The following is a 26,716-nucleotide window of genomic DNA, read 5'->3' as shown; positions in this document are numbered from 1 at the left end:
GCGTGCGCACGGCTACTTGGCAGCCGGGCTCCAGTAGGGTTTGAGGCTTTGGGCCTCTTCGTCAAAGCGCAGATTGGTGGCCTTGATCTCGTCGTTGATCGTGGCGATCTGCTCGTCCACTTCCTTGAAGTCACGGCGGTTGCCATCGAGGCGCGCCTGCAGCGGGGCGGGCGCCTTGCTCGGGTCCTTCTTGTAGAACTCCATGTCCTGGTCGATCTTCTTGCGGTCTTCCAGCAAGAAGCTGCGGCGCTCCTGCACGATGCGGATCTGGGCGCGCAGCACGTCGACGGCTTCAGCGCGTTCGGCGTCATGCGCGGCCTTGCTGGGGAAGCGGGTCGCCAGTGCCCGCTCGCGGCGCTTGCCGTCATTGGCGCGGTAGCGCTCTTCGGCCTCACGGCGCTGCTGGGCGGCCTGCTCGGCGCGCTCGCGCTCGGAGTAAGCAGGCCCGACCGTGCGTACCGCACCGCCGGGCATCGTGACCTGCTGCTCACGGTCCGCGCAGGCGGCAATGGGCCGGTCCGCCGTCAGGCGGCGCCCGCCCGCATCGACGCAGCTGTAGACCATGGTCGTAGACGGGGACTTTTGGGCATGGCTGGCGCCAGCGAGCATCAGCATCGCCATGGCCCAAGCAGCGGCACACCGGTCCTTGCGCATCGTCAGATCCTTATCATTCAAAACTATCGAATTCTAATAATCAATTGCCAACGCCATAACGTTCCCGGTACGCCAGCACCTGACTGTGGTGTTCACGCATCGAATCGGCGGCCGCACCCTGGGCCAGAAAGGCCAGCAGGTCCTCCAGCTTGGCGATGGTGCAGACCTGCATGCCCAGCTGGTCACGCACATATTGCACCGCACTATGCGCCACATCCTTGCCATTCTCAGTGGCTTTTTCCTGTCTGTCCAATGCAATGGCCATGGCGTGGGGGATGGCGCCCGCGCCCTGGATCAGCGCAATCGATTCGCGCGCGGCGGTGCCGGCCGACATCACATCGTCAATGATCAGCACGCGGCCCTTGAGGGGCGCACCCACCAGGCTGCCGCCTTCGCCGTGGTCCTTGGCCTCTTTGCGGTTATAGGCAAAGGGCACGTTCTTGCCCTGGCGCGCCAGCTCCACGGCCACGGTCGCAGCCAGCGGAATGCCCTTGTAGGCCGGGCCGAACACCATGTCGAATGCCACACCGCTGGCCAGAATTGCTTTTGCATAGAATTCGGACAGCCGCGCCATCTTGGCGCCGTCATCGAACAGGCCCGCATTGAAGAAATACGGGCTGATGCGGCCGGCCTTGGTGGTGAACTGCCCAAAGCGCAGCACGCCCGCGTCCACGGCAAACTCTACAAAATCCTGCGCCAGCTGCGCATCCGCGCCTGACTGTGGGAGACTAACGACCATGACCCAATCCTTGTTCAAATTAACCAGCCTCAACCTCAACGGCATCCGCTCCGCTGCCACCAAGGGCGTGATCCCCTGGATTGAGACAACCCGGCCCGATTGTATTTGTGTGCAGGAAATCAAGGCACAGCAAGCGGATATGCTGGACAAGTTCGACGTCATCGATGAGATGAACGGGTATTTCCAGTTTGCCGAGAAAAAAGGCTACTCGGGCGTGGGCATCTATACCCGCCATGCGCCCAGCGATGTGGTGATCGGCTTTTCGCCCAACGAGTTCGACGCCGAAGGCCGCTATGTGGAGCTGCGCTTTGACACGCCCACGCGCAAGCTCTCCATCATCAGCTGCTACTTCCCCAGCGGCAGCTCCGGCGAGATCCGCCAGGCCGCCAAGTACCGCTTTCTGGCCGAGCTGCACCCCCACCTGATGCGCCTGCGCGCCGAGCGCGACTTCATTCTCTGCGGCGACGTGAACATTGCCCACACCAATGCCGACATCAAGAACTGGCGCAGCAACCAGAAAAACAGCGGCTTTCTGCCCGAAGAGCGCAGCTGGATGACCCAGCTGCTGGAGAAAGAGACCGAGACCGGCGGCCTGGTCGATGTGTACCGCGTGCTGCAGCCCGATACCACCGATGCCTGCTACACCTGGTGGAGCAACCGGGGCCAGGCCTATGCCAACAACGTGGGATGGCGCCTGGACTACCACCTGGCCACGCCCGCGATTGCCGCGCTGGCCCGCAAGGAGCATATCTACAAGGATGTGAAGTTCTCGGACCACGCCCCGATCACCATCGATTACGACTTCCAGCTGTAACCCTCCGGCCTGGCCCCTGCGTCCCAGGTGCCGGGAGCCCACAGCGCCCCTCGGGAGACCTCCATGCGCATCACTGCAGCCTCTCTTCTTCTGGCCGGCCTGCTGGCCAGCACCGCCGCCTGCGCCAAGGATGCATCGGATTACAGCACGCAGGAGCTGGTGGAGGCGCTGACCCAGCGCCTGTCCAAGGTGCTGCTGGCAGGGCCTACGCGGGATTCACCAGACAATACCGCCGCCATCATCGTGCTCGAAGGCAAGGCCCTGGCACTGGCACCCCGGCTGCAGTCCACCGCCACGATGCGGGTGCTGAGCCGGGAGCAGCTGGTGGCCGAGCAGCGCGCCAACTTTCTGATCATCTCGCAGCTGGGCCAGCAGGGCGCGGACATGCTGGTCGATTACGAGACGCCCAATAACGCCTCGTACGGCACCCTGCGCATCCAGCACAAGGACGGCAAGCTGGTCTTCAAGGGCGAAGACACCTACCGCAGCAGCAGTGGCGCGCGCGCGACCTATGCCCGGCTGTATGGCGGCCTGCCCTGCCGCAATGGCAGCGAGATGGCCTACCGCTTCAACTATGCCGACCGCTATGCGCGCAGCGGCGAGTGCCCGGTCGAGCGCTTTCCCAAGAGTGACTCCGCCTTCGAATGGTAAGAGCGCTCAGCTTTTGAGCGTCGCCAGCACCTCATCGAGCATCTGCTTGGCATCGCCAAACAGCATGCGGTTGTTGTCCTTGTAGAAAAGCGGGTTGTCCACGCCCGCGTAACCGGTCGCCATCGAGCGCTTCATCACGATCGACTGGCGCGCCTTCCAGACCTCCAGCACCGGCATGCCGGCAATGGGGCTTGTGGGGTCGTCCTGCGCGGCCGGGTTCACGATGTCATTGGCGCCAATGACCATCGCCACATCGGTGTCGGGAAAGTCGTCGTTGATCTCGTCCATCTCCAGCACGATGTCATAGGGCAGCTTGGCCTCGGCCAGCAGCACATTCATGTGGCCGGGCATGCGGCCGGCCACAGGGTGGATCGCAAAGCGCACCTCGACGCCGCGCTCGCGCAGCGTGCGGGTGATCTCGTTGACGGTGTGCTGGGCCTGGGCGACTGCCATGCCATAGCCCGGCACAATGACCACGCGCTTGGCCTCACGCAGCATCTCGGCGGTTTCGGCCGCCGTCACCGCCACCACCTCACCCTGGGGCGCCGCACCTGCCTGGCCCGCGGACGTGGGCGCGCCACTGCCAAAGCCGCCAGCGATGACGCTGATAAAGCTGCGGTTCATCGCCTGGCACATGATGTAGCTCAGGATCGCCCCGGACGAGCCCACCAGCGCGCCGGTGACGATCAGCAGGTCATTGCCCAGCATGAAGCCCGTGGCCGCTGCGGCCCAGCCCGAATAGCTGTTGAGCATGGACACCACCACCGGCATGTCAGCACCGCCAATGGCCATCACCATGTGCAGGCCAAACAGCAGCGCGATGGCGGTCATCACCAGCAGCGCCAGCATGCCCAGGCCCAGCGATGCGCTCTGCACAAACCAGCAGCCCAGCGCGACCACCACCACCAGCCCCAGCAGATTGAGCAGGTGCCGGCCCGGCAGCAAGAGCGGCTTGCCACCAATGCGGCCATTGAGCTTGCCAAAGGCCACCAGCGAGCCCGAGAACGTGACCGCGCCAATGAGAATGCCGATATAGATCTCGGCCGCATGGATGGCCTTCTCGGCACCTTGCAGCGGGTGCGAGGTATCGACATAGCTGGCAAAACCCACCAGGCAGGCGGCCAGGCCGACGAGGCTGTGCATCAGCGCCACCAGCTCGGGCATCTGGGTCATCTTGACCCGCTTGGCGGCATACAGGCCGATGCCGCCGCCCAGCACCAGCGCGATGACAATGGCCACGACGCCGGACTGCGAGACGCGCGGGCCAAAAATGGTCACCAGCACCGCCAGGCCCATGCCCAGCATGCCCAGCAGATTGCCGCGCCGCGCGGTCTCGGGGTGTGACAGCCCGCCCAGGCTGAGGATGAACAAGATGGCAGCGCCCAGGTAGGCGACGGTGGCAAGGCTTTCGGTCATGCGGTTCTACCTCGGTGGCCTATTTGCGGAACATGGCCAGCATGCGGCGCGTGACCGCAAAACCACCAAACATATTGATCGCCGTGAGCACCAGCGCCACAAAGGCCAGTGCGCCGATCAGCAGCCCCGGCCGGTCCGTGCCCACCACGCCCGGCGGCGCCATCTGCACCAGCGCGCCAATGGCGATGATGCTGGAGATCGCATTGGTCACGCTCATCAGCGGCGTGTGCAGCGCGGGTGTCACGTTCCAGACGACCATGTAGCCAATAAAGCAGGCCAGCACAAACACCGTCAGATGCCCCAGGAAGGCCGCAGGCGCATGGGCGCCAATGAGCCAGAAGAGCAGCGCCAGCACTGCAAAGAGGATCGCCAGGGTGCGTGCCGGCAAGGGGCTGCCGGCGCCATGGCCGTGGCCGTGGCCGTGGCCGCGTTTTTTGGCAGCCGCCGGGCTGGCTGCTGCCGTGCCCGCAGCTCCCGCAGTAGCCGCTGCCGGTTTGGCCACGGGCGCGGCCGCCAGCGCAGGCGCGGGCCAGCTGATGCTGCCCTGGTACACCACCGTCAGGCCCCGGATCGCATCGTCCTCCATGTTGACCAGCGCATGCCCATCCTTGGCCTTGCACAGCTCCTCGGTCAAGCGCAGCAGGTTGTTGGCATACAAGGTGGAGGACTGCGCCGCCAGGCGCGAGGCCAGGTCGGTGTAGCCCACAATCGTCACGCCGTGGCGCACCACGGCCTCACCGGGCACCGTCAGCGCACAGTTGCCACCCTGCTCGGCGGCCATGTCCACAATCACGCTGCCGGGCTTCATCGCCTGCACCATCTCGGCAGTGATCAAGCGCGGCGCCGGCTTGCCGGGGATCAGGGCCGTGGTAATGATGATGTCGGCCCATGCCGCCTGCTGCGCATACATCTGGCGCTGCGCGGCCTGAAAGCCCTCGCTCATCACCTTGGCGTAGCCGCCGCCACCACCGCCTTCTTCGGCATAGTGCACCGGCACAAAGGTGCCGCCCAGCGACAGCACCTGGTCGGCCGCCTCGGCCCGCGTATCGTTGGCGCGCACCACCGCGCCCAGGCTGACCGCCGTGCCAATCGCCGACAGGCCAGCCACCCCTGCTCCCGCGATAAACACCTGCGCAGGCGGCACCTTGCCCGCCGCCGTGATCTGCCCGTTGAAAAAACGCCCAAAGGCATGGGCCGCTTCGACCACCGCCCGGTAGCCGCTGACGCCCGCCATCGAGGTCAGCGCATCCATCTTCTGCGCGCGGCTCAGGGTGCGCGGCAGCGCATCCATGGCCAGCACGGTCAGCCCCTTGGCTGCCAGCTGCGCCATCAGCGCGGGGTTTTGCGCGGGCCAGACAAAGCCGACCAGAATCTGGCCGGCATGCATCCATTCCACCTCTTCAGGCGTCGGGGGCCGCACTTTGAAGAGAATGTCAGCCCCTGCCCAGATCGCCGCACTGGGCAGCACCTGGGCGCCCGCCGCGCGGTAGGCCTCGTCGCCAAAACTGGCCGCCTCGCCAGCGCCAGCCGCCACACTGACACGAAAGCCCAGCTTGACCAGCTTGTCGACCACCGCAGGCACAGTGGCGACACGCTTTTCACCGGGAAATATCTCGTGCGGCACACCGATACACTGGGGCGGAGACGCCGCGGCCTGCGGCGCAGGCGCGGTGGGCGGTGAGATGCTGGACATGGATGCGCGCTCCTGGTTCAGGGATCAACGGGCTTGCAGAGCGCCGGTATGCCCGGCGATGGCTGCAGCGCTGAACCCCTTGTATCACGGGGCAGCCATTTGGGCTACGCGCATTTTTGCCTAGGGGCCCTATCGCGCCCCGGCACGTCAGTCCAATACACCCAGCCCCACCGCATTGCCATGGCGGTCGCGCAAACGGGTCATCGTGCCACCACGGTTCATGATCGGCATTTGCAAGAACTGGTGCCATGCCCAACCCACCTCGGGGGCAAGTTGCCCGCAACTGACGTCCGCATCGTATCGATCGCTCACCAAAGAACAAAACACCGAGCCATCGGCTGTGGTCACCACGTCTCCGACCACCTGGGTCAGCTCCAAGGTCTTCTTGGCACCGTGAAGAAACCACTTGCCCAGCATCGCTTCGGGGAAATTGGCCGGCTTCTCCAGCTGTAGACGGCGGATACGGACCGGGCTTTCTCCCGGCAACTGCAATTGGCCCACGGTCCACCACAACGACGCTTCGTTGGGCGGGGTATCAGAGCGGTCATTGGCGATGTCGTAGGCAAACTCCAGCTGTGCATGGCCTGCCTGGCTGCGCCATTGCGCGGATTGCTTGGCGCCGCCCACACTGCGGCCGCCAACGTACTCGTCCATCGGAATGGCGGCCACCGAAGCCATGGATTTCACCCCTTTGCTCAGATAGGCCGCACTGCCCATATGAAAGCTCGGCTGCAGATTGTCGCGGTAGTGGTAGACCTGCAAGATGGCCGTATTGCCCTGGATGTCGAGCGCCAGCCCCCTCCCCGGCTTGCCGGTCAGTTCATCTTCCACCACCCAGGTGCCATTGATCGGCATCAAAGTCGAGACGTTTTCCGTGGAAAAGCAGCTGACCTGGCAGACTCCACCTCGCCTAAAAAGCCCGCGCTGGTAGTTCTGCTCGACAGAGGTGGTCCATGTCGTGTTGCCCTCTTGGCGGCGGCCTCCTACCTCGTGCGCTCCCAGGTTATAGCCGGTAATGGTTTGCGCCTTTCCCGCCGGTGCACCTTGCAATTGCACGCTGCCTACCAGGTCATAGCCCACCAGCTCAAAAGTCAATGCCGCCACGCGATAGCTCGCCGCATCATTGGCCGGTGTGGCTGTGTTGGGGTGTGAGCAATGCCAACGCGCGCGCTGACCCTGCAGCTCGCAGTCCAGCTCTTCAAAAACAGTGAAAGCAGGACTGTAGTACCCTGCCTGGGCCTCCATCAAAGTGAGTCGGAAGCGGCCATCCGACATACGCGTCAGTTCGCTCTTCCATTGGTTGCTCACATCACCTTGGCCATCCAGCACCAGCATCGACAGCACGCGTATCCCCGTTTGCGCACGCGGGTTCGTGACGTTGGCATCATCGCTGCGCACCACAAAGCGTTCGATAGCCGTCTCCGGCTCGCCGGGGAACTGCACCGTGCCAGCAACGCCGTTGCGGAAGTTCACACGCACATTCCCGAGGGATTGGTCTTCAACGGCATCGCGCGCCTCGCTGCCAAAACTGCGGCCGCCCTTGTAGCGCATCAGTGGCGCGGTGACGCTGTTGCCGTCCATCTGGCCGGTGGCGGTGTAGAAAGTGGCATCACCATTCTTTTCATAGCCAAACACCTGCATGAAGAAGGTGTTGCCCTGCACATCAATCGCCAGGCCTCGGCCGGGCTTGCCGTCCAGCTCATCAGTCACCACCCAGGTGCCTGCTTGCGGCGTGAAATCACGTGCTGCCCAGCCAGGGGTGCACAACAGCATCGCGGCGCCCGCCAAAACTGCAGATCGAAAAAATGGAATACCCAGAGCTTTCTTCACCTTCTACCTCCTTTGATTATCGGGGCAGTATATACAGCAACTCCGCACTATTGCATTCACCAATACATCTTAGGTGGCGTTTGCAGAAACCCATGGCTCTAAATACTCAAGGCACCTGCACCGGGTACAAAGAAATTTCCAGACCTATCCCCAGCTCCCCGGCGCACTGCACCAGTACCGCAGGAAAAGCCAGGTACTGAAACCCCTCTTCTCTGGCCTCGCGCGCAAAATCCAGCGTCGCCGTCGACTCCGGCGTCTGCATCATCAACCTGATATCGGCGGCATGGTTGCTGAGAAAGGCCAGTGCATCCCGCAACTGGCCAGAAACATCATCGAAGTCGCAGTCGCTCACCAAGAAATGGGCCGTGCCGTTTTCCAGCCGATAGGGTTGGATCGTGGTATTGGCCAAACAGACTTCCACGTTCAAACCTGAAACTCGCAATACTGCGCTCATCGTCAATATCTCCCCCGCTATTTTGGTGCTTTATTGCGCTATAGCATTGCCCATTTTTTCCAGGCATCTGTCGAACCCAAAAGTCTAGCGAATATGGCGTAGCACCCACCATTTTCGTCTTTTCACTGGTTGGGTTCTAAATCCAGAGATCATTCGCCACCGTGCGCGCCCCCGCCTCCCCATCCCCCGTATTCGCCACCCCACGCGGCTCGATCAGCAGCAGCTGAACCTCTTCCTGTGCAAAGGGTTTGTGCTCTATACCCTGGGGGATAACAGCCATTTGGCCGGCCTGCAGGTGGATGGCGCGGATGTCACCGCTGGCGTCGCGCAGGCCGATGCGCAGCTGGCCATCGAGGACGATAAAGGTCTCATCGGTGTCGCGGTGCTGGTGCCAGAGAAATTCGCCAGCGATCTTGACGACCTTGAACTGGTAGTCGTTCATCTCTGCCACCACGCGCGGCTGCCAGTGGCCCTGCAGCAATGCGATCTTGCCTTGCAGATCGATGGACTGGCCTTGGCCACGGTGGCTTGGAGTGGGAGCTGTTTCGGTAGGTGCTGACATGGTGGTGCTGTAAGTGTTGAAAACAGCAGCCAGCTTAAGAATGCACCGCCCAAAAGTATTGAACGTTTGTGGGGAAGCGTTCAGCGGCGTGATGCCTGGCGCATGACCTGCAGCCAGCGCCCCGGCGTGATGCCAAAGGTCTTGAGAAAATGCCGCGTCATATGGCTTTGATCGGCAAAACCGGCATCCTGGGCGGCCTCGGCCAGCGACAGGCCCGCCAGTAGCACGCGCCGCACGGCATCGAGCCGGCGCATGGTGAGGTAGCGGTAGGGGCTGGTGCCGTAGAACATGCGGAAATCATGCGACAGGCTCCAGCGGTCGCGGCCGGTGGCCGCTTCCAACTCGTCCAGCGCCACGACCCGGGTGGCATGGGCCTGCAGATAGTCACGCGCGCGGAGGGCGGCTTGGTAGTCGCCCTTGCCTATGGCGCGCCGCGTGCCGGGCCCACCGGTGGCAGCGGCCAAGGCGTGGGCCAGCTGCACCAGCGCATCGCTTTGCTCCAGCGGCTCGGCAATATCCCCCACGCCTTGCAGCAGGACCTCAGCAGCGGCCGATATCGCCGGGTCGTTGGTGATGCCGCCCTCCAGAAATGGCAGCGCGCTGCCGCCCAGAATGTCCTGGATCAGCGCAGGCTCCACATAGACCATGCGGTAGCGAAAGCCCTCGTCCGTGCCGGCCTGCCCGTCATGCGCCTCGTCGGGATGGAGCACCAGGGTGCTGCCGGCCAGGCTGTCGCGCCGGCCGCGCCGGTAGTGAAAGCTCTGCACGCCCGCCAGGGTGCGCCCTATCGCATAGGTGTCGTGGCGGTGCATCGCGTAGGCCCGGCCCTGGAACCAGGCCTCGATGCGCTCCATGCTGTCGGAAGGCGGGCTGCGCAGCACCCAATCCGAACGTGGCAAGGCAGGGGGGCGGGGCATCAAGAGTCCAGATAGGTGGTGAAAGCAGGGGGCGAAGTGCTGATTCTACAAACCATCCCCCAATCGGCGCCCGCCACTTGCGGCTCCGAACCCCGCCCAGCCCCAAGCCCACCACAGCTTGCCGCACAATAGCCAGATTGCGCCCCGCATCCGCCAGCCCTGCGCGTTGCCGCAGGCACCGATTTGAACCATGCTCCACTACCACACGATTCCCGTCACCGCGTTTCAGCAAAACTGCTCCCTGGTCTGGTGCGACCAGCAGATGGAGGCCGCCGTCATCGATCCCGGTGGCGATCTGGATCGGATCGAGGCAGAGATCGCGCGCCTGGGTCTGCAGCTCCAGGCCATCTGGCTCACCCATGCGCATATCGACCATGCCGGTGGCGCCGGCGAGCTGGCCGCGCAGCGCGGCCTGCCGATCATTGGCCCGCACCCGGGCGACCAGTTCTGGATCGATGGCCTGCCCCAGCAAAGCCAGATGTTCGGCTTTCCACCCGCGCAAAGCTTTACACCTACGCGCTGGCTGCAGGATGGCGATACGGTCAGCATCGGGCAGGAGACCCTGCAGGTGCGCCATTGCCCCGGCCACACCCCCGGCCATGTGGTCTTCCATGCGCCGCAGATCACGCGCTGCTTTGTTGGCGATGTGCTGTTTGCCGGCAGCATTGGCCGCACCGATTTCCCCCAGGGCAACCACCAGCAGCTGATCGACTCCATCACCCAGCGGCTGTGGCCCATGGGCGATGCAACGGTGTTCATCCCCGGCCATGGCCCCGAGAGCAGCTTTGGCCGCGAGCGCCAAAGCAATCCTTATGTGGGTGGGACCTGATCCGGGGTTCAGGTTTTAACGCCAAAGGCCAGCGGCATGCCGCTGGCCTATTTTGCATGGGCGCCGATCAGAACTTGGCGGTCAGCGAGGCGTAGAACGAGCGACCGGGCTCGTTGTAGGTGGCGGCCCCTGCGCCGTAGATGGTGCGCGGGTTGTTCACGCCCACGGCATTGCCCATGCGGTAGAGCCGCTTGTCAAACAGGTTCTTGATGCCGGCGGTCAGGGTGACATCCTTGCTGAAGCTGTAGCGCGCGCCCACGCCCACCAGCGCATAGGGGGCCAGGCGGCGGGTTTCCTCGCCGGTCAGCGGCAGGCCCTGGTAGTCGAGCTTGTTGGGCTTTTGGCCGCCGTACCAGGTGACCGAGCCGAGCAGTTGCAAGGCGTTGGTGGTCTGCCACTCCATGCGTGAATTGAGCGTGTACTTGGGGATGATGGACAGCTGCTCGCCGGTGGTCTTGTTCTTGCTCTGCACCATGTACGTGAGGTTGTTGCTCAGGCGCACTGCGGGGCTGAGCTTGACGTTGAACGTACCCTCCACACCAGAGACCACTGCCTTGGGGATATTGGTCCAGGTGAACACATCGGCATTGGCATAGGCGCCGGTGCCGCCGGTCGCGGTGCCCACCGGGGTCATGCCCGCATCGATCTTGTTGCGGTAGTCGTTGTGGAACAGGGTCACGCCCGCCAGCAGGCCCTCGTCGGCATACTCGATGCCCAGCTCCTTGTTGATGCTGGTCTCGGGCTTGAGGTCGGCATTGCCCATCAGGTAGCAGGCGCCGCCCGCGCCCCAGCAACCAATGCCACGGCTGTAGAGCAGGTAGTTGGGGTTCGTCTGGTACAGATTGGGCGCCTTGTAGGCCCGCGCCACACCGGCCTTCAACGTGACCTTGTCCGTCAGGTAGTGCGACAGGTTCAGCGACGGGCTCCAGTTGGTGCCCACCTCGCTGTGCTGGTCCAGGCGCAGGCCGGGGGTCAGCAGGGTTCTGGCATTGAGCTCGATGTTGTCTTCGACAAAGAGCGAGGCAATGCGCGACGATGCTTTGCCGCTGCGGCCGGTGTTGTCCACCCCCGGCACGCTGCCGGCCTCGGTCGTGGTTTGCGAGACGGAGTTGCTGTCGTTGAGCTTTTGCTCCACCCACTCGGCGCCCAGGGTCATCACATGGGGCAGGCTGCCCCATTGGCCTCGGGCGCTGATCTCGCCATGGGCGGTCAGGATGTCGAGCTTGGAGGTGCCATAGGCATCGCTGGAGAACAGGCCTTCGGTACCGCCGGCCAGGCCTTCGTTCATGCGCGTGTTGCGCGTGGTTTCGTACTGCAGGTAGGCGGTGGAGCTGCCAAAGTCGTACTCGCCCTTGTGCGTGACGGCATAGGTCGAGCGGTACATGCGGTTGGTCTCGGTGCCCAGCGCATCGAGCACGCGCTGCGAGGTGGCCACCAGCTTGCCATTCGCATCGACCGTGTAGTTGTTGGTGTTTTGCGTATCGCCCGCGTAGATATTGCCCTGGCGCGCAAAGCTGGCATCGAAGTCGATGCGGTGGCCCGCTGCGGGCTTGAGGCTCAGGCGCCCCGAGAGGTTGCGGTCGCGCACGCCTTCGCGGCCGGCCGGAAAGGTGCCGGCATAAATGCCGGTGCGGGTCGAGGCATGGCCCTGGTTGATGTCCCAGGCGTCCGCATCGGTCTTGTCGACATTGCCGCTCAGGCGAAAGCCCAGCTGCTCGGAGATCGGCCCGGCGAGCGAAAAGCTGGTGCGGCTGCTGCTGCCGTCGCGCGAATCCTCTGGCTGGTTGTAGTACACGGTGGCGCTGCCGCTCAGCTTGTCGGGGATGCCCTTGGTGATGATGTTGACCACGCCGCCAGCCGCCCCATTGCCGTAGCGGGCAGCGGCGGGGCCGCGCAGCACCTCGATCTGCTCGACGGCCTCTTGCGGCACCCAGTTCATGTCGCCCCGCGTGTCGCGCTCGCCGCGCCAGCCGTAGCGCACCGATCCGCGGCTGTTGACGGGCTTGCCATCGACCAGGATCAAGGTGTTTTCCGGCCCCATGCCGCGCAGGTCGATCTGGCGGTTGTTGCCGCGCTGGCCGCTGCTGGAGTTGCTGGTCAGGTTCACACCGGGCTGCTGGCGCAGCACATCGGCGAGGTCATTGCTCGGCTGGCTGTCCAGGTCCTCGCGCGTGACGGTCGAGACGCCCGGCGCCTGCTTCCAGGCGCTTTCTGCCGTGCCCAGCACCTGCACCGTCGCCAAGGTCGGATCCTGCTCCGACGGCGCTTGCGCTGCAGCCTGTGTTTGCGCCTGGGCCCCTGCCTGCATGCCCAGCACCGCCACCGCCGCTGCCACGGCGCGCAAACGCCACCCCTGTTCCCCTGCCTGGATCGCCATACCACCCCTTTTTTGAAAGACAAATGATTTTCATTACCGAATATCGAATTCTTCCATTGCAGGGGTGACTCGTGGTTTGCGCGGCCAACAAAGATGTTTGCGCCAGCGGCAGCACAGGCATGCAGCAAGGCTAAAAGCCGGAAGGCGAGTGATTAAACCCGTACCCGCGCCAGCTTGGGCGCCAGGCCAAAGCGCCGGCGGTAGGCGGTGGCAAAGTTGGCGGCGCTGGTGTAGCCGGCCAGCAGCGCGGCCTGGCCCACGGTGATGCCATCGCGCTCCAGCGCCTGGCGGGCGCGCTGCAGCCGGCATTCGCGCAAAAACTCAAACACCGTGGTGCCGTAGACGCTGCGGAACTGGCGCTGCAAGGTGCTGGCATTGACGCCTGCCTGGCGCGCAATCGCATCCATCGACAGTGCATCGGCCTGGCCCGAGGCGAGAAACGCATGCAACTCGCGCAGCCGCTGGTGTTCGCGCGGCAGCAATCTCGCCGCACTGCCGCCCGCCGCTGCGGCCTCGCAATCGCCCACGGTGGCCAGCGCCTCGCCCAAGAGCTCCAGCGCATGGCTCTCCAGGTACATGTGCTGCAGCAGGGGAGTCAAGCCGGGCGGGTGCACGATCTGCTCGGCAATCACCGCAGCGCGCGGCGACAGCTGCCACTGGCGCGTGGCCAGGTGCTCGTGCATGAAGCGCTGCAGATCGGGCCAGCCGGCCCCATCGCCACCACCAGCCTGGGCCAGCCAGGCAGGGGTGAGCCCCAGGCTGACGCGGCGCGAGTACACGCCCGAGCGCGCCCGCCGCTCAAAGCGCTCGCGCTCGGCCACCGACACCAGCGCGGCGCTGGCGCCTGCGCCTTGGTGGCTCAGCGCCACCCGGGTCAGGCCGTAAGAGACATCGATACGCCCTTCGAGCAACACCACCAGGCGCAGCCCGGCATCGATATCGGCCTGCGCGGTCTGGTCGCGCGGGTCGCAGCCGTCTTCGCTGTGCAGGTTCAGGCCAGGGCGCAGCTCGCGCAGCCGCGAGACATGCGCGCGCAGCTCCGCCTCGGCGTTGATCGCGGAATCAGCGGCGCGCACAGGCCAGGCCGGTAGAGCGTGTTGAAGGAGCCCAGCATGCGCAAACATCTTTCTTGCTGCAGCAAACATGGGCCAAGCGGGTTTGTGCCATGCTTGCCATGATAATTTCTTAATGCAAATCATTCTCAAGCCCATGGTTGATTTGCCGCAAGCCCAGCCCCTATGCAACTCGCCCTGCCCCCTCTTCCCACCCTGCCCTTGGCCCAACTGGCCGATATAACCCGGCGCCGTTTGCTGGGCCTGGGCGCTGCGCTCGCGCTGCCCGGCTGCGCCTGGCACAGCAGCCTGAAGGACGCGCCACCGGTCACCCTGCCCGGCACGCGGCAGCTGGACCTGCGCGCCCCCGGCATGCCGGGCCCGGGCGCGCCCGAGCGCGTGCACCGCATCATGGTGGCCGTGCCGCCCGCGCCACCACCGCCCCAGGGCTACCCGGTGCTCTATCTGCTTGACGGCAACCTGCTGTTCACGCCCACCGCGCAGCTGATGCGCAACCGTTTTGCGCGCGGGCCCTCGGTGCCCACGCAAGGCGCCGTGGTCGTTGGCCTGGGCTATGCCGACAGCCAGGTGCTGGACCTTGCTGCGCGCAGCTATGACTACACGCCGCCGGCCCCCGGCCCGGCTACCGATGCGCGCGGACGCGCCGAAGGCGGTGCCGACCATTTCCTCGACTTCATCGACCAGCAGGTGCGCCCGCTGGTGGAGGGGAGCTTGCCGATCGACACGGCGCGCCAGACCTTTTTTGGCCACTCGTACGGCGGCCTCTGTGTGCTGCACGCGCTGCTGACGCGGCCGGGCAGATTTGGCCGCTATGTCGCCGCCAGCCCCTCGATTTGGTGGCGCGATGGCTTGGTGCTGCAGGCCTTGCCCGGATTCTTGGCGCATGCCGCCAGCCAGGCGAAGGATGCGCCGGCGCTGCGGCTGCTGGTCACGCAAGGCGAGCGCGAAGCGAGGCCTGTGGCGCCATCCACGCAGGCATCTCGGCCCGCGCCATCCCCCCCCGCCAGCGACCCGGCCCGCGACGCCATACGGCGCCAGCGCCAGAACGCCCCGGGCATCCCCGCGCTGATGGAGGGCCTGCGCGGCGCGCCGGACCTGGAGTTGCGCTATGCCAGCTTTCCCGGCGCCGACCACGGCAGCGCCATGCTGCCAGCGGCCCAGCAGGCGCTGGCAATGGCGATCGAGGACTGAGCGCCATGCCTGTGTCCACATTACCCATCCTCTCCAGCCAAGGCCAGGTCGCCACCCCGGAGGCCAGCCGCTATCTGCAGCGCCTGTGTTACCACTTCAGCCGCAAGATCAGCGTGCAGTACGACAGCCACCAGGGTGAGGCCCAGTTCCCCTGGGGCCACTGCAGCCTGCGGGCCGAGGGCGACATGCTGTCCTTTGTCTGCAGCGCTGACAATGCCGAGGCACTGGCCAGGGTGCGCCATGCGATCGACGCGCATGTGGCGCTGTTCTCGCGCAAGAACCCGATGGTGGTGGCCTGGGTGTAAGGTCGTCTTAGGCTTGACGTTTAGCGCTTGGCCTGCTCGTAGAGGCCTTGCACCTTGGGCACATTGGCCTGCAGGCTGGCAATGCGGTTGGGCCCGGTCGGGTGGGTCGACAAAAAGCCGATGCCGCCCTTGCCGGTGGCAGCGCCCATCTTCTCCCACAAGCTGACGGCGGCCTGCGGTGCATAGCCGGCACGCGCAGCGATCTCCAGCCCCACCAGATCGGCGTCGGACTCATCGGAGCGGCTGAACTTGAGCGTAAGCAGCTGGCCGCCCAGGTTGGCCGCAGCGGTGCCCATATCGCCCAGACCCAAAATCGCCGCACCCAGGCGGATGCCCAAGCCAGTGGCCTGGGTCTTGGCCAGCTGCTCGCGCGAGTGCTCGCGCAGCGCATGCGCCATCTCATGGCCCATCACCATCGCAATCTCGTCGTCGCTGAGCTGGAGCTGGTCAATGAGCCCGGTGTAGAACACGATCTTGCCGCCAGGCATGCAAAAGGCGTTGATCTGCTTGTTGCCGATCAGGTTCACCTGCCACTTCCAGTCCTTGGCGCGCGGGTTCCAGGGCAGGGCCTGTGCAATCAGGCGCTGGGCAATCGTCTGCAGGCGCTGCAGCTGGGCATTGCCCGGCCCCGCCAATGCGCCCTGCTGCTTGGCCTGCGCCAGCAGCTCCCCGTACTGCTGCTGTGCCGCCTGCTCCAGCGCTTCGGCCGGCACCAGGTTGCGCAGCGCCGACGACTTGCCCACCTCCACCTGCGCCCAGGCCGTGCCCGTCCCGCCAGCACTGGCCACCACAGCTCCGGCCACCAGGGCCTGCAGCCAGGCACGGCGCCCTTGGCAGGCGCAGCTGAACAGTGGTGAGGGATGGGGTAGATCAGGCATTCCAGTTCCAATCATGAAAGAGCGATGATTGCACAGCATTTTTAGCCCCATATACGATTTCGCTTGGTACATCGATGAACATATTTAACAAATAAATTGCAAACAATGGTGGGCTCTGGTACAAATCGACACCTTATTACATTTTGCTTCCAAGCAAAGCGGGCCGCCCATGCCTTACCTGCGTCTTCTTGCCGCCGCGTGCCTCGCGGTCGGCTTCGCCTCCGCCGCACAGGCGCAGATGGAAATCCCCGCCGGCTCTGAAGGGAGCCTGGGCGGAGGCAGCCAGGATCTGGGCTGTGAATCTGTCACGATTGCAGGCACTTACGCCCTGGATGGGGGCAGCTTGCAAAATGCCGGTGCCTTCCTCATTGAAGCGGGTGGCGTGCTCGATGCCCAGGGCAGCATCCAACTGGGTTCTGATTTCCGCAACCAGGGCAGCTTGAACGCCGCAGCCAGCGCCATGGTGTTTGACGGCTCCTGCGCCGCCCCCGGGGCCAGCATCACGGTCACCGGCGTCACCACCGTGGCCAACCTCACCCTCAGCTCCAGCAGTGGCCAGAGCTTTGTGCTGCCCAACGGCGCCAATATCGTGGTCACCGGCAGCCTGGTGCTGCAGGGCCAGCCAGGCCAGCCGCTGCAGATCACCACCGCTGCCGGCCAACCGGCGACCTTCACGCTGGGCCCCGGCGCACAAGTCACCCAGCAAAACGTGAATCTGGTCAATGTCTATGTCGGCCCACCGCCCAGCACCGCGCCCGTCGCCGTGCCAGTCTCCGGCCTGGGCTGGACGGCCAGCCTCGCGCTGCTGCTTTCGCTTCTGTCTTGGGGCGCCTTGCGCTCCGCCCGCATTCGCTCTTTTCTGAGAACCCAGCCATGAACCTCGTCACCTCCTTCTTCCACAGCCGTTGGCTGGCCGGCGGCATCATGGCCCTGGTTGCCAGCGCCGCTTGGTCCGCCGATACCAGCTTCAAGCCGGCGGCGGGCTCGGGCTTTGTCATCAAGGGCCAGGCCAACCAGGATCTGTTCCGGGTGCAGGGAACTGGCGAGACCTATGCCCCGCCGCTGCCTTCCGCGCCGGCCACCGGTACCGAGCAGCTGTGTATGGACCCCGCCACGGGCCGCCTGCTGCGCTGCGCCGACGGCATTGGCACCGGGGCGACGGGCCCTGCTGGCCCCACGGGCCCTCAAGGTGCCGCTGGCCCGGTGGGTGCCACCGGCCCCGCTGGCCCTGCCGGCCCTGCCGGTGAAATTGGCCCTGCAGGCGCAGTGGGTCCCGCAGGCGCCACAGGCCCTGCAGGCCCCACGGGCACGACCGGTGTAGCAGGCCCCGTTGGCCCGGTCGGCCCCACGGGTAACGCAGGCCCCGCCGGCCCAGTCGGTCCCGTGGGTGCGACTGGCGCCACGGGCTCCACAGGCCCTGCAGGCGCGGTTGGCCCACAAGGCCCCACTGGACCACAAGGCATTCCAGGCCCCGTTGGCCTCACCGGTGCGACCGGTCCCCAGGGCCCCATCGGCCCTACCGGTGCAACAGGTGCGCCAGGCTCCATTGCTGCGGTCAATCTGCGCTCCGACACCAAATCAGGTGAACTCTGCCAGGCTTCGGCCTGCTGCGCCGCAAACGAACAAGTGGTGGGTGGCGGCTACGAAGCGGCCAATGCCAAGGGTGGCAATGCGAACTTTGATGTGCGCGTCTCGGCCAGTGCACCAGGCACGCCTGCCAGCTGTGGCGGCACGCAAGGCTGGACGGTACGCGTGCTCAACTCTTTCGTGGGTGATGGCTCCTTGAGCTGCACAGCCTACGCGCTCTGCGCTCCGGTCGCTCCCGCCGTCCCATGACCCTAGCAGCCGCTCCCTGCCCACCAGCCCAGCCCCGTCAGGGTCTGCGCCTGCAGGGCATCACCACCATGCGCCTGCCCTGGCGCCTGGAGGTAGCGGCCGCCTTGCAGCAAGCCCAGCAGTTGCCTGAATCGCTGTGGCGCATGCATTTCAACCAGGGCCGGCATGACGGCGGCTGGCAGGCGCTGGCCTTGCGGGCGTCTGCCCAGGCACCATCGGACATCATGCCGATGGATGCAGACGTGGACGCCTATACCGACTGCGAAGCGCTGCAGGCCTGCCCGGCCATTGCCGAGCTGTTGCGCAGCCTGGACCTGCAGTGCAAATCGGTGCGCCTGATGCGCCTGCAGCCCGACAGCGAGATCATGGAACACACCGACGCGGGCCTGTGTGCCGCCGAGGGCGATGCCCGGCTGCACATCCCCTTGCAAACCGAAGAGAAGGTGTTTTTCCACCTGGGTGGCCAGCGCGTGCCGATGCGCGTGGGCGAATGCTGGTACACCGATGTCTCCCTGCCCCACCGCGTGCGCAACCGCAGCGGCAAGGCGCGCATCCACCTGGTGGCCGATGTGCTGGTCGACGAGCGCCTGGCACAGGCCTTTGCAGCCGGTGACCAGGGCGAGCCTGCCACCGATGACGGCGACCCCTGGCTGGCCTTTGCGCAGTTTCGCCAGGCCGTGTTTGTGCAAGAATCTCTGGCCGATGCGCTGGCCGGCTGCCCGGATCTGGCCAGTCTGAGCGCCCGCAGCATCGCGCTGGGCCAGGCCCAGGGGCTGGTGTTTGATGCCTCCGATGTGGAATCGGCGATGAAGGCCGGGCGCCGCGCCTGGAATGCCCAATGGATGCTCTGACACTCCGGGGCTGGCGGCCCGTTCGGCTGTACTGGGATGGGGCCCAGGTCATGGTGGACTGGGCGCGCCTGGGCGATGCGCCGCTGCGCGCACCGTTCTACCAAGAGAGCCTCAAGCCGCTGCTGGGCACCCCGTTCAACCAGGCGTTTCGCCGCCAGACACCGCTGGAGGTGCTGCTGGCTTGGCACGCGCAGTCGCCGGGCATGGCACCCTGCTTGCTGGTCTTCCATGTCTCGCGCTGCGGCTCCACCCTGTTCCCCCAGGCCCTGGCCGAAAGTGCCCACCACCTGGCGATGTCCGAGCCGCCTCCCGTCGATTTCCTGCTGCGCGAAGCGCTGGTCAACGGCTGGCTCAGCCCCGCGCAAGCCATCGCTGCCTTGCGCGCCTGGATGAGCGCCTGGGCCCAGCGCAGCGACGCGGCCAGCCCGGCACTGCAATCGGCCAGCCTCAAGATCGACGCCTGGAACACCGGCCAGGCCCCGCTGCTGATGCAGGCCTGGCCCGAGGCCTTGCCGGTGTTCCTGACGCGCGAGCCGCTGGCGGTGCTGGTGTCGCAAATGCAGGAACGCGCCTTTTACCTGGTGCCCGGTGCCTTTGGCCCCACATTCGGCCTGCCGGGCCTGAGCCTGCTGGAGCAGGCCACGATGCCGCCCGAGCAGTACTGCGCCCGCATGCTGGGCCGCATTTATGCGGACATGGCACGCGTCGCCGATCCGGCGCAAGCGCTGGTGCTGGACCATGCCCAGCTGCCCGAGGCCATTGAGCAACTGGTTCTGCCACGGCTGTCCTGGCAACCTGATGCAAAAGCCATGCAAGCGCTGCGCGAGCGTTTGTCGCGCCACGGCAAACGGCCGCATGAGCCCTTTGCCCAGGACACAGACAACAAACATGCCAAGGCCAACGCTGCATTGCGCGCGCTGGCCGAGCAATGGATGGCCACCCATTACCAGCAATTGCGGGCCCGGTGCGAAGCCCATGACCGCGCAGAGACTCTCTCCGAGGCCGCTATATGACCATGATTCCAAGACGCCATTTCCTCGCCTCCACCAGCGTGGCCGTCAGCACGACCGGTGGCTGGAGCGCAGCGCAGGCGCTGGCGCCCAGTGCCCCGGCCCGGCAAACCTCCAAGGCCTGGCAACTGCTGGCCGTCGCTCCCCAGTCGCACAAGGTGGCCGATCTGGGATCGGACTACCGCCGAGGCCTGGAGCTGGGCCTGGCCCAGCGGCCTGACGTTGCTGTACAGCTGCACTGGGTGGAAGCCCCACCCACCCCCAACCGCGCCGCCCGCAGCATCACCGCGGCGATCGATCAGCGGCCCCAGCTGCATGGTGTTGTCGGTTGGATGCCGCCCGCCGTCGAAGCCCAGGTCGCTGCCCATGCCCAGCCCCTGGGCCTGCCCCTGTGGGCCAGCGATACCGGCGCCGATCTGCCTGCCTCCGCTGAGCCCGGCCAGCCCCAGGCTGTCGTGCGCCATAGCCTGGATCTGTGCGGCAGCGCCGCGCAGCTGGCGCAGGCCGTCTACCAACAGCTAGGCCCTCGGGCCGTGCTGGCTGTTGGGCAGATGGAAGGGGGCTATGACTTTGTCTATACGTTTGAGCATGCCTACCGGGCGGTGGGGGGGCGGGTGGTTGCTCGCCATGTGGGCGAGTTTGGGCCGCAGAGCGCGGAATTTGACGGCTTGCGCACTGCCGTTTTCAGCCACCGGCCTGATGCCGTTGTGGCCTTGTACTCTGGTCCGCAGTTGGCCCGCTTTGGCCGCTGGTGGCAGGCTCACGCCCAGTCGCAAGGCGCTTGGGGACTGGCTGGCTTGCCTTGGCTGGCGGATGTGCATACCGGCGGCAATGCCGTTACCGCCGGTGCATGGCCCAGCGCTGCACAGGCTCAGCCGGTTTGGAAGCAACGTTTTGAGCGGGTTGGATTGCCTTGGACCGCTGCTGCCCTGATGGGTGCCGAGGCGGGTTACAGCATTGCGGCTGCCCTCGACCAAAGTACGCAAGGCCCTTCTGCTTCTGCGTTGCACGAGGCTTGGATGATGTCGGTGCTGCAGGGCCCGCGCGCGGTTAGTTCGCGCATAACGACCTCAACCAACCACGTATTCAACCGCCCAGCCACCCCGCTTATCAGTGGATGGCTCAATGGCTATCTGCAAACCTAACAACATCAAAGGAACCGACCATGGAACCGTTTATTGGCATGATCACTATGTTCGCCGGTAATTTTGCCCCGCGGGGCTGGGCTTACTGTGCAGGGCAGACACTCGCTATTAGCCAAAATCCAGCCTTGTTCTCCATTTTAGGAACCACCTATGGTGGCAATGGGCAGACCACTTTTCAGCTTCCAAATTTGATGGGTCGGGTGCCGGTAGGCGCCGGTCAAGGACCAGGGCTTCCGTTCGTCACCCTGGGGGAGCAAAGTGGAACCCCAACCATCACGTTGAACCTGCAGCAACTCCCCCAACACAACCACCCCACAATAGCTAGCACTTCAGCAGGTACGCTACAGGCTCCGGCTACGGGCGCATTCCTGGCGCAATCAAACCAGCGAGACGCGCAGTACGTTGAGGCCAGTGGGGTAGGTACAACGGTCCCATTGGGTGGAAGCAGCATCGCTGGTGGGTCACAGCCGATTTCCATCATGCAACCCTATCTGGGCATAAATTTCATCATTGCACTTGAAGGCATCTTCCCATCGCGCAACTGAGAGGGTGTTCTTTCAGCAACCCGCTCAGCCGGGCCGCTTCTGTTCCAAGCCCAGCGCATCCAGATAAGCCAGCACGGCGCCCAGAGCAACTTCAGGCGCCAAATCTTCGCCCTGAAGATGCAGCTCCGGCTGCAGCGGCCGCTCATACGGGCTGCCGATACCGGTAAAGTCGCGCAGTTCGCCGCGCCGAGCGCGCGCATACAAGCCCTTGGGATCGCGCGCCTCACACACAGCCAAGGGCGTATCGACAAAGACCTCGACAAAAGCTCCTGGCGCAAACAAGGCCCGCGCCTGTGCCCGGTCTGCTGCAAACGGCGAAATCGCAGAGACGATAACGACCAGACCCGCATCGACCATCAGCCGCGCCACATGGGCCATGCGGCGGATGTTTTCTGCCCGCGCCTCGGCGCTGAATCCCAGATCGGCATTGAGCCCCTTGCGCAGGTTGTCACCATCGAGCGCATAGGTATGGCAGCCGCGCTGGTGCAAGGCCCGCTCCAGCGCATGGGCCAGGCTGGTCTTGCCTGAGGCCGATAAGCCGGTAAGCCAAATGCAGCAGGGCGCATGGCCCATCAGCGCGGCGCGCTGCGCCGGCAGCACCGCCTGGCCTGGCGGAAAGATAAAAGCAGCGGGATCGGGTCGGCCGGTCATTCGGCAGGCTCCGTCTTGGCAGGCTCACGGCACATGGTCCAGTACAGCCCATCGCTTGGCAGCTGCACAAAGCCCAGCCGCCCATATAGATGGCGCGCCCGGTTCTGGGGCTCCACACTCAGCGCCATGGGCCGCTGCTGCGCGTCGGCGTGGTTGCACAGCCACCGCAGCAGCACGCTGCCCAGGCCTTGGCTGCGCTGTGCAGCCAGCAGCGAGATATCGACAACCCGCAGTGCATCAGCGCTGTCATCGACGATCAGGCGCCCAACCGGTTGGCCATCCCGCTCAACCAGGTAATGCAGCGCCTGGGGGTAGTAGCTGCGGTAATGCTGACGCTGAAAATCAAACTGCGAATGGCAGAAGGCATCGATGGCCTCGGGTGGCCAGCCGGTGAGCGCCAGCTCATCGCTGCGCACATCGCGGTAAAGAGCACGTAAAAAATCCGCATCTGACGCCAAAGACTGGCGCAGCTGCAAGCTGCCCAGTTGCAGGGCCGCAGGCAGCTCAGAGGGCATGGCTGAATTGGGCTTCGTAGTACACGCCTTGCGCATCGGCGCCGGTGGCGGACACCATGATCGCAAAATCACCCCATTCCGCATGGCGTGCGCGGTAAGTCTGGCTGGGCAGAACCGGGGCCGTCGGGCCCTGAAAATTGAGCCGGTATGCGGCCATGCCGGGGGCGGCTCGGCTTTGCGCCTCAAAAGCGGTCACCAACAGCGGAATCTGCTGCGTCTGCCCGGCAGTGTCCCCCGCCAGAAAGACCAGCGACTGGCCCTGGAGCTGGCTGGCCATCTCCTGCGTCAACACCCGCGTCCATACGGCGTCATCCAGTTGGTAAGTGGTGTCTGGCAAGGTCATACAGGGGCAGCAAACGCAGTCCGTGGTGGCAAGAGCGCCATTCTATCGCCGGGCCTGCAGAACACGCCGTCCATGTGCGACCCGGCAGTCAACTGAGCATCTCGGCTTTCACGACCACCCATAGCCCCAGCAGCACGGCGGCCAGCCCCACCCAGGCCACCCAGGGCTGGTGTTCGCCGACGATCCACACGGCCAGCACAAAGGCCGCCACCGGCTCGATGAGGCTGAGCGCCACGCCGGTGGGCCCCGAGATATGGCGCAGACCCATCGAGAACAATAAATGTGCAATGCCCGAGACAACGGCGCCCAGGTAGACAACAACCAGCACGGCAGACAGGCTCCACTGCGGCATGCCCGCATACAGTGCGGCCACCGGCAGTGCGAGCAGTGCCGCGCCGCTGAACACATAGAAGTTCACCACCTTGGGGGACATATGGCTGACCAGGCGCTTGTTGACCAGCGCATAGCCGGCATAGGACAGACCCGCCAGCAGGCACAGCGCCAAGCCGGGCCAGGAGACCTGGCTGCTGCCGCCCTCGCCCATCACCATGGCCACACCGCCGGCCACGCTGACCAAGGTGCCCAGCCACCACAGCGGCGACAGTGGCGCGCGCAGCACCACGGCCTGCAGCAGGCCCGCCCAGATGGGGCTGCTGCCAATGGCAACGGCTGTGCCCACGCCCACACCGGCCATCTGCAGGCCGGCGTAGAAAAACACGCTATAGCCGCCAATGCCCAGCGAGGCCCAGAAGAACGACGACAGCCGCAGCCCCGCCTGGCGGGGCCGCAGCACCAGGCTGCCGGTGCTGCCACGCCGCGCCCACAGCAGGCTCAGGCCCAAAAATGCCGCCGCCACCGCCAGCTGCGCAGCCCCCACCCAGAACGGCGACAGCCCCGCAGCCCCCAGGTACTGGGCTGTGCCGCTGGTGCCCCAGAGCACGCCGGCAATGGCGACCAGCGCAATACCTTGCGCAGAGGCGCTGAAAAATGAAGAAGGGGCGGGGGATGCCATGCCGCTGGAAGTCTGTGTCATGCCGCTATGGTGCCGCGACGGGGCCGGGGCAAATGTCGAGAAACGCTTGTGGCTGGGCTGCCAAACGCACCCAGCGCATCATGCGCCGCCGCGTTTGCGCAGGCTGCGGCTGCCCACGCCGCGATCGCGCCGCAGCGCATAGGCCAGCGCGCTGGCCGTGCTGTAGCCGCAGCGCAGCGCCGTGGTCTCCAGCGGCTGGCCGGCGGCCAGGGCCTGGCTGGCCTCGGTCAGGCGCAGGTCGCGCAGCCATTGCTGGGGGGTGCTGCCGGTCAGCTCCTGCCAGCGCACATGAAAGCGCTGGGCGCTCAGGTGTGCCAGCGCCGCCAGTTGGGGGGTGCGCCAGTCGCCGGCCAGATCGGCCCGTACCGCAGCGGTGATGGCCTGCACATCCAGCACGCGGCGCAGCAGCAGCGCGGGCGACTGCTGCACCCAGGCCACATGGGCCTGGGCGACCGTCAAGGCCGAGGCATGGGTGGCCAGCCAGTCGCGCGGCGGGGCGGCAAAGCGGCGCATCTGCGCCCAGTCTGCGCCGTCGGGCACATCCACCACGGCCAGCGCGCTGCCTTTTTGTGCCAGGTAGGCGTGGGTGGCACCCGCCGGTATCACCACGCCGCTGGCGGTATCGACATAGGCGGCCTTGCCATCGACCTCCAGCTCCATGCGGCCGGCCAGTGCATACAAGAGCTGCACATGGTCATGGCTGTGCGCCTGCTGCTCGCCTTCGTAGTGGCGAACAGAGTAGTCAGGAGCCAGCAAGCGGTGGTGGTGGTGGTCGGCCATGGCAGCAGCGGTGCATCAGTGCATAGCGCACAGTGTAGCCAAGCGTGGGCCCTGACCCCTTGTTGCGCCGCTTGCCCCGTTCAGCAGCGCGGATCAGCGTATATTGGCGCATTGTCCGGGCCTGGCCTGGCCCACCCCTTTTTACTGTACGCCTCGTCCGCATGGCCGACACCTCTTCGCCCGCTACCGCCTCCTCCCCCGCCGCCCGCCGCTCCTGGGCGGACACGTTTCGCGTCTATACCGAGCCGGCCAGCCTGCGCATGCTGGCGCTGGGCTTTTCTGCCGGCCTGCCGCTGCTGCTGGTGCTGGGCACCTTGTCGTTCTGGCTGCGCAAGGCCGGCATCGACCGCAGCACCATCGGCTACCTCAGCTGGGTGGGCCTGGCCTATGCCTTCAAATGGGTCTGGTCGCCGCTGGTTGACCGGCTGCCGCTGCCCGGCCTCACGCGCCTGCTGGGGCGCCGGCGCAGCTGGCTGCTGCTGGCCCAGGGCCTGGTAGTTGCCGGCCTGCTGGGCATGGCCTGGGTCGATCCGCAGCTGCACCTCAACCATGTGGTCTGGTGCGCGCTGGCGGTGGCCTTTGGTTCGGCGACGCAGGATATTGCGCTCGATGCCTACCGCATCGAATCGGCCGACGCCGATCGCCAGGCCGCGCTGGCCGCCACCTACCAGACCGGCTACCGCATCGCGATGATCTGGGCCGGCGCCGGCGTGCTGTGGCTGGTGGCCCTGGGCCTGCAAGAGGGCGCGGGCGACTACCAGCGCCAGGCCTGGGGCTTTGCCTATATGGTGATGGCCGCCTCGATGCTGGTGGGCGTGGTCACCGTGCTGCTGTCGCCTGAGCCGGCGGCCAAGCCCATGACCCCCGCCCGCAATGCCGCCCAGTGGCTGCAGGAGGCACTGGTCGCCCCGTTTGCCGACTTCATCGGCCGCTACGGCTGGCATGCAGTGCTGATCCTGGCCTTGATTGCGATCTACCGCATCTCGGACGTGGTGATGGGCATCATGGCCAACCCTTTCTATGTGGACATGGGCTACACCGAGGCCGAGGTCGCCTCGGTCAGCAAGATCTTTGGCGTCATCATGACCCTGGTCGGCGCCTTTATTGGCGGCGTGATCTCGATGCGCATCGGCGTGATGCGGGTCTTGATGCTGGGCGCGGTGCTCTCAGCGGGCAGCAACCTGCTGTTTGCCTGGCTGGCCACGCGCGGCCATGACCTGGCGGGCCTGATTGCCGTGGTCTCGGCCGACAACCTGGCCGGCGGTATTGCGTCGGCCGCCTTTATCGCCTACCTGTCCAGCCTGACAAACGTGAACTACTCGGCCACGCAGTACGCGCTGTTCAGCTCGATGATGATGCTGCTGCCCAAGTGGATCGCCGGCTTCTCGGGCGTGTACGTGGACCATTTTGGCTATGCGCAGTTCTTTGTATCGACGGCGCTTTTGGGGCTGCCGGTGCTGGTGCTGGTCTGGCTGGCCTCGCGCATCAGACCTGTCACTGGGGAGTTTTGAGAACGTTGACAGGAGCTCGGTGCGGTTTACCAAACTTTACGGCAGGGACAATCCGGCGCGACCCCAGCGTGCCACGATGGCCCCCTATAGCAAAATCTGCGGGTTCTCCCGCC

General features: G+C 65.4%; 28 protein-coding genes. 12 read left to right on the top strand and 16 right to left on the bottom strand.

Annotated elements, in window-relative coordinates; translation table 11 throughout:
* Positions 1-12: 12 nt before the first annotated feature.
* Positions 13-654, bottom strand: coding sequence for a DUF4124 domain-containing protein (locus ACPEE1_RS02270; RefSeq protein ID WP_133248180.1), 642 nt, complete (start codon positions 652-654; stop codon positions 13-15).
* A 40-nt stretch (positions 655-694) separates the two neighbouring features.
* Positions 695-1,393 (bottom strand): orotate phosphoribosyltransferase, encoded by a 699-nt coding sequence (gene pyrE, locus ACPEE1_RS02265; protein ID WP_021026826.1) that lies wholly within the window; start codon positions 1,391-1,393, stop codon positions 695-697.
* Positions 1,394-1,403: 10 nt separating this feature from the next.
* On the opposite strand from pyrE, the gene ACPEE1_RS02260 reads away from it, so the two are divergent.
* Entirely contained in the window at positions 1,404-2,207 is an 804-nt protein-coding gene (locus ACPEE1_RS02260) for an exodeoxyribonuclease III (RefSeq protein ID WP_182345519.1), read from the top strand.
* A gap of 63 nt (positions 2,208-2,270) precedes the next feature.
* Complete coding sequence (locus tag ACPEE1_RS02255; protein ID WP_423935066.1) at positions 2,271-2,858, top strand: hypothetical protein; 588 nt, start codon at positions 2,271-2,273, stop codon at positions 2,856-2,858.
* 6 nt (positions 2,859-2,864) lie between these two features.
* Here ACPEE1_RS02255 and pntB read toward each other — a convergent pair whose 3' ends face one another.
* From pntB to ACPEE1_RS02225, 6 genes are all read right to left on the bottom strand, one after another.
* Entirely contained in the window at positions 2,865-4,274 is a 1,410-nt protein-coding gene (gene pntB / locus ACPEE1_RS02250; RefSeq protein ID WP_423935065.1) for a Re/Si-specific NAD(P)(+) transhydrogenase subunit beta, read from the bottom strand.
* Between the two features lie 19 nt (positions 4,275-4,293).
* Entirely contained in the window at positions 4,294-5,967 is a 1,674-nt protein-coding gene (locus ACPEE1_RS02245) for a Re/Si-specific NAD(P)(+) transhydrogenase subunit alpha (RefSeq protein ID WP_423935064.1), read from the bottom strand.
* 147 nt (positions 5,968-6,114) lie between these two features.
* Entirely contained in the window at positions 6,115-7,740 is a 1,626-nt protein-coding gene (locus tag ACPEE1_RS02240) for a hypothetical protein (RefSeq protein ID WP_133248179.1), read from the bottom strand.
* Positions 7,741-7,903: 163 nt separating this feature from the next.
* Complete coding sequence (locus ACPEE1_RS02235; RefSeq protein WP_133248178.1) at positions 7,904-8,251, bottom strand: hypothetical protein; 348 nt, start codon at positions 8,249-8,251, stop codon at positions 7,904-7,906.
* A gap of 136 nt (positions 8,252-8,387) precedes the next feature.
* Positions 8,388-8,813 (bottom strand): cupin domain-containing protein, encoded by a 426-nt coding sequence (locus tag ACPEE1_RS02230; RefSeq protein ID WP_423935063.1) that lies wholly within the window; start codon positions 8,811-8,813, stop codon positions 8,388-8,390.
* A gap of 80 nt (positions 8,814-8,893) precedes the next feature.
* Positions 8,894-9,730, bottom strand: a complete 837-nt coding sequence (locus tag ACPEE1_RS02225) for an AraC family transcriptional regulator (protein ID WP_423935062.1) — start codon at positions 9,728-9,730, stop codon at positions 8,894-8,896.
* A 190-nt stretch (positions 9,731-9,920) separates the two neighbouring features.
* On the opposite strand from ACPEE1_RS02225, the gene ACPEE1_RS02220 reads away from it, so the two are divergent.
* Positions 9,921-10,559: an MBL fold metallo-hydrolase gene (locus ACPEE1_RS02220; protein ID WP_116926770.1), complete on the top strand. Its 639-nt coding sequence runs from the start codon at positions 9,921-9,923 to the stop codon at positions 10,557-10,559.
* 67 nt (positions 10,560-10,626) lie between these two features.
* On the opposite strand, the gene ACPEE1_RS02215 is transcribed toward ACPEE1_RS02220, so the two are convergent.
* On the bottom strand, positions 10,627-12,936 hold the full coding sequence (locus tag ACPEE1_RS02215; protein ID WP_182344062.1) for a TonB-dependent siderophore receptor: 2,310 nt from the start codon (positions 12,934-12,936) through the stop codon (positions 10,627-10,629).
* A gap of 152 nt (positions 12,937-13,088) precedes the next feature.
* A complete protein-coding gene (locus ACPEE1_RS02210) occupies positions 13,089-14,012 on the bottom strand; it encodes a helix-turn-helix transcriptional regulator (RefSeq protein WP_232539473.1) in 924 nt (307 codons plus the stop codon).
* Positions 14,013-14,174: 162 nt separating this feature from the next.
* Between ACPEE1_RS02210 and ACPEE1_RS02205 the strand changes: the two genes are divergently transcribed.
* Together ACPEE1_RS02205 and ACPEE1_RS02200 are read left to right on the top strand one after the other, a co-directional pair.
* On the top strand, positions 14,175-15,200 hold the full coding sequence (locus ACPEE1_RS02205; protein ID WP_116926767.1) for an alpha/beta hydrolase: 1,026 nt from the start codon (positions 14,175-14,177) through the stop codon (positions 15,198-15,200).
* Between the two features lie 5 nt (positions 15,201-15,205).
* Positions 15,206-15,505: a DUF2218 domain-containing protein gene (locus ACPEE1_RS02200; protein ID WP_232539474.1), complete on the top strand. Its 300-nt coding sequence runs from the start codon at positions 15,206-15,208 to the stop codon at positions 15,503-15,505.
* Between the two features lie 20 nt (positions 15,506-15,525).
* Here ACPEE1_RS02200 and ACPEE1_RS02195 read toward each other — a convergent pair whose 3' ends face one another.
* Positions 15,526-16,383 carry a M48 family metallopeptidase gene (locus ACPEE1_RS02195; RefSeq protein WP_116926766.1) on the bottom strand — a complete coding sequence of 286 codons (858 nt, stop codon included), beginning with the start codon at positions 16,381-16,383 and terminating at the stop codon, positions 15,526-15,528.
* A gap of 238 nt (positions 16,384-16,621) precedes the next feature.
* Here ACPEE1_RS02195 and ACPEE1_RS02190 point away from each other — a divergent pair, with 238 nt between their 5' ends.
* The 6 genes from ACPEE1_RS02190 to ACPEE1_RS02165 are packed head-to-tail and all read left to right on the top strand — an operon-like array spanning position 16,622 to position 21,770.
* A complete protein-coding gene (locus tag ACPEE1_RS02190; RefSeq protein WP_133248177.1) occupies positions 16,622-17,260 on the top strand; it encodes a hypothetical protein in 639 nt (212 codons plus the stop codon).
* Positions 17,257-18,219, top strand: coding sequence for a collagen-like protein (locus ACPEE1_RS02185; RefSeq protein ID WP_133248176.1), 963 nt, complete (start codon positions 17,257-17,259; stop codon positions 18,217-18,219). Before ACPEE1_RS02190 ends, ACPEE1_RS02185 begins: the two co-directional genes overlap by 4 nt.
* Positions 18,216-19,070 (top strand): aspartyl/asparaginyl beta-hydroxylase domain-containing protein, encoded by an 855-nt coding sequence (locus ACPEE1_RS02180; RefSeq protein ID WP_116926764.1) that lies wholly within the window; start codon positions 18,216-18,218, stop codon positions 19,068-19,070. The genes ACPEE1_RS02185 and ACPEE1_RS02180 overlap by 4 nt, the downstream gene beginning before the upstream one ends.
* Positions 19,058-20,083 carry a sulfotransferase family protein gene (locus ACPEE1_RS02175; protein WP_182344068.1) on the top strand — a complete coding sequence of 342 codons (1,026 nt, stop codon included), beginning with the start codon at positions 19,058-19,060 and terminating at the stop codon, positions 20,081-20,083. Before ACPEE1_RS02180 ends, ACPEE1_RS02175 begins: the two co-directional genes overlap by 13 nt.
* Positions 20,080-21,225 (top strand): hypothetical protein, encoded by a 1,146-nt coding sequence (locus tag ACPEE1_RS02170; protein WP_423935061.1) that lies wholly within the window; start codon positions 20,080-20,082, stop codon positions 21,223-21,225. Before ACPEE1_RS02175 ends, ACPEE1_RS02170 begins: the two co-directional genes overlap by 4 nt.
* Positions 21,226-21,245: 20 nt before the next feature.
* Complete coding sequence (locus ACPEE1_RS02165; RefSeq protein WP_116926761.1) at positions 21,246-21,770, top strand: phage tail protein; 525 nt, start codon at positions 21,246-21,248, stop codon at positions 21,768-21,770.
* 24 nt (positions 21,771-21,794) lie between these two features.
* On the opposite strand, the gene cysC is transcribed toward ACPEE1_RS02165, so the two are convergent.
* From cysC to ACPEE1_RS02140, 5 genes are all read right to left on the bottom strand, one after another.
* Complete coding sequence (gene cysC / locus ACPEE1_RS02160; RefSeq protein ID WP_116926760.1) at positions 21,795-22,421, bottom strand: adenylyl-sulfate kinase; 627 nt, start codon at positions 22,419-22,421, stop codon at positions 21,795-21,797.
* Positions 22,418-22,936, bottom strand: coding sequence for a GNAT family N-acetyltransferase (locus ACPEE1_RS02155; protein ID WP_182344072.1), 519 nt, complete (start codon positions 22,934-22,936; stop codon positions 22,418-22,420). Before ACPEE1_RS02155 ends, cysC begins: the two co-directional genes overlap by 4 nt.
* Positions 22,926-23,279, bottom strand: a complete 354-nt coding sequence (locus ACPEE1_RS02150) for a DUF6916 family protein (protein ID WP_116926758.1) — start codon at positions 23,277-23,279, stop codon at positions 22,926-22,928. Before ACPEE1_RS02150 ends, ACPEE1_RS02155 begins: the two co-directional genes overlap by 11 nt.
* Before the next feature lie 88 nt (positions 23,280-23,367).
* Positions 23,368-24,312 (bottom strand): DMT family transporter, encoded by a 945-nt coding sequence (locus ACPEE1_RS02145; protein ID WP_243419382.1) that lies wholly within the window; start codon positions 24,310-24,312, stop codon positions 23,368-23,370.
* Between the two features lie 78 nt (positions 24,313-24,390).
* On the bottom strand, positions 24,391-25,092 hold the full coding sequence (locus tag ACPEE1_RS02140; RefSeq protein ID WP_116926756.1) for a helix-turn-helix domain-containing protein: 702 nt from the start codon (positions 25,090-25,092) through the stop codon (positions 24,391-24,393).
* A gap of 161 nt (positions 25,093-25,253) precedes the next feature.
* Between ACPEE1_RS02140 and ACPEE1_RS02135 the strand changes: the two genes are divergently transcribed.
* A complete protein-coding gene (locus ACPEE1_RS02135; RefSeq protein WP_116926755.1) occupies positions 25,254-26,603 on the top strand; it encodes an AmpG family muropeptide MFS transporter in 1,350 nt (449 codons plus the stop codon).
* Positions 26,604-26,716: the final 113 nt, after the last annotated feature.

It is taken from the genome of Comamonas sp. 23 (genome assembly GCF_049601575.1).
GTDB lineage: Bacteria > Pseudomonadota > Gammaproteobacteria > Burkholderiales > Burkholderiaceae_C > Comamonas > Comamonas squillarum.
The sequence above is the reverse complement of the archived record's forward strand: the minus strand, read 5'-3'. Positions and strand labels throughout refer to the sequence as shown.

What these genes read in the sequence shown, in the direction of transcription:
- ACPEE1_RS02270 (WP_133248180.1), bottom strand. Translation starts at nt 654, where the DNA reads ATGCGCAAGGACCGGTGTGCCGCTGCTTGGGCCATGGCGATGCTGATG.
- pyrE (WP_021026826.1), bottom strand. Translation starts at nt 1,393, where the DNA reads ATGGTCGTTAGTCTCCCACAGTCAGGCGCGGATGCGCAGCTGGCGCAG.
- ACPEE1_RS02255 (WP_423935066.1), top strand. Translation starts at nt 2,271, where the DNA reads ATGCGCATCACTGCAGCCTCTCTTCTTCTGGCCGGCCTGCTGGCCAGC.
- pntB (WP_423935065.1), bottom strand. Translation starts at nt 4,274, where the DNA reads ATGACCGAAAGCCTTGCCACCGTCGCCTACCTGGGCGCTGCCATCTTG.
- ACPEE1_RS02245 (WP_423935064.1), bottom strand. Translation starts at nt 5,967, where the DNA reads ATGTCCAGCATCTCACCGCCCACCGCGCCTGCGCCGCAGGCCGCGGCG.
- ACPEE1_RS02240 (WP_133248179.1), bottom strand. Translation starts at nt 7,740, where the DNA reads ATGCTGTTGTGCACCCCTGGCTGGGCAGCACGTGATTTCACGCCGCAA.
- ACPEE1_RS02235 (WP_133248178.1), bottom strand. Translation starts at nt 8,251, where the DNA reads ATGAGCGCAGTATTGCGAGTTTCAGGTTTGAACGTGGAAGTCTGTTTG.
- ACPEE1_RS02230 (WP_423935063.1), bottom strand. Translation starts at nt 8,813, where the DNA reads ATGTCAGCACCTACCGAAACAGCTCCCACTCCAAGCCACCGTGGCCAA.
- ACPEE1_RS02225 (WP_423935062.1), bottom strand. Translation starts at nt 9,730, where the DNA reads ATGCCCCGCCCCCCTGCCTTGCCACGTTCGGATTGGGTGCTGCGCAGC.
- ACPEE1_RS02220 (WP_116926770.1), top strand. Translation starts at nt 9,921, where the DNA reads ATGCTCCACTACCACACGATTCCCGTCACCGCGTTTCAGCAAAACTGC.
- ACPEE1_RS02215 (WP_182344062.1), bottom strand. Translation starts at nt 12,936, where the DNA reads ATGGCGATCCAGGCAGGGGAACAGGGGTGGCGTTTGCGCGCCGTGGCA.
- ACPEE1_RS02205 (WP_116926767.1), top strand. Translation starts at nt 14,175, where the DNA reads ATGCAACTCGCCCTGCCCCCTCTTCCCACCCTGCCCTTGGCCCAACTG.
- ACPEE1_RS02200 (WP_232539474.1), top strand. Translation starts at nt 15,206, where the DNA reads ATGCCTGTGTCCACATTACCCATCCTCTCCAGCCAAGGCCAGGTCGCC.
- ACPEE1_RS02195 (WP_116926766.1), bottom strand. Translation starts at nt 16,383, where the DNA reads ATGCCTGATCTACCCCATCCCTCACCACTGTTCAGCTGCGCCTGCCAA.
- ACPEE1_RS02190 (WP_133248177.1), top strand. Translation starts at nt 16,622, where the DNA reads ATGGAAATCCCCGCCGGCTCTGAAGGGAGCCTGGGCGGAGGCAGCCAG.
- ACPEE1_RS02185 (WP_133248176.1), top strand. Translation starts at nt 17,257, where the DNA reads ATGAACCTCGTCACCTCCTTCTTCCACAGCCGTTGGCTGGCCGGCGGC.
- ACPEE1_RS02180 (WP_116926764.1), top strand. Translation starts at nt 18,216, where the DNA reads ATGACCCTAGCAGCCGCTCCCTGCCCACCAGCCCAGCCCCGTCAGGGT.
- ACPEE1_RS02175 (WP_182344068.1), top strand. Translation starts at nt 19,058, where the DNA reads ATGGATGCTCTGACACTCCGGGGCTGGCGGCCCGTTCGGCTGTACTGG.
- ACPEE1_RS02170 (WP_423935061.1), top strand. Translation starts at nt 20,080, where the DNA reads ATGACCATGATTCCAAGACGCCATTTCCTCGCCTCCACCAGCGTGGCC.
- ACPEE1_RS02165 (WP_116926761.1), top strand. Translation starts at nt 21,246, where the DNA reads ATGGAACCGTTTATTGGCATGATCACTATGTTCGCCGGTAATTTTGCC.
- cysC (WP_116926760.1), bottom strand. Translation starts at nt 22,421, where the DNA reads ATGACCGGCCGACCCGATCCCGCTGCTTTTATCTTTCCGCCAGGCCAG.
- ACPEE1_RS02155 (WP_182344072.1), bottom strand. Translation starts at nt 22,936, where the DNA reads ATGCCCTCTGAGCTGCCTGCGGCCCTGCAACTGGGCAGCTTGCAGCTG.
- ACPEE1_RS02150 (WP_116926758.1), bottom strand. Translation starts at nt 23,279, where the DNA reads ATGACCTTGCCAGACACCACTTACCAACTGGATGACGCCGTATGGACG.
- ACPEE1_RS02145 (WP_243419382.1), bottom strand. Translation starts at nt 24,312, where the DNA reads ATGACACAGACTTCCAGCGGCATGGCATCCCCCGCCCCTTCTTCATTT.
- ACPEE1_RS02140 (WP_116926756.1), bottom strand. Translation starts at nt 25,092, where the DNA reads ATGGCCGACCACCACCACCACCGCTTGCTGGCTCCTGACTACTCTGTT.
- ACPEE1_RS02135 (WP_116926755.1), top strand. Translation starts at nt 25,254, where the DNA reads ATGGCCGACACCTCTTCGCCCGCTACCGCCTCCTCCCCCGCCGCCCGC.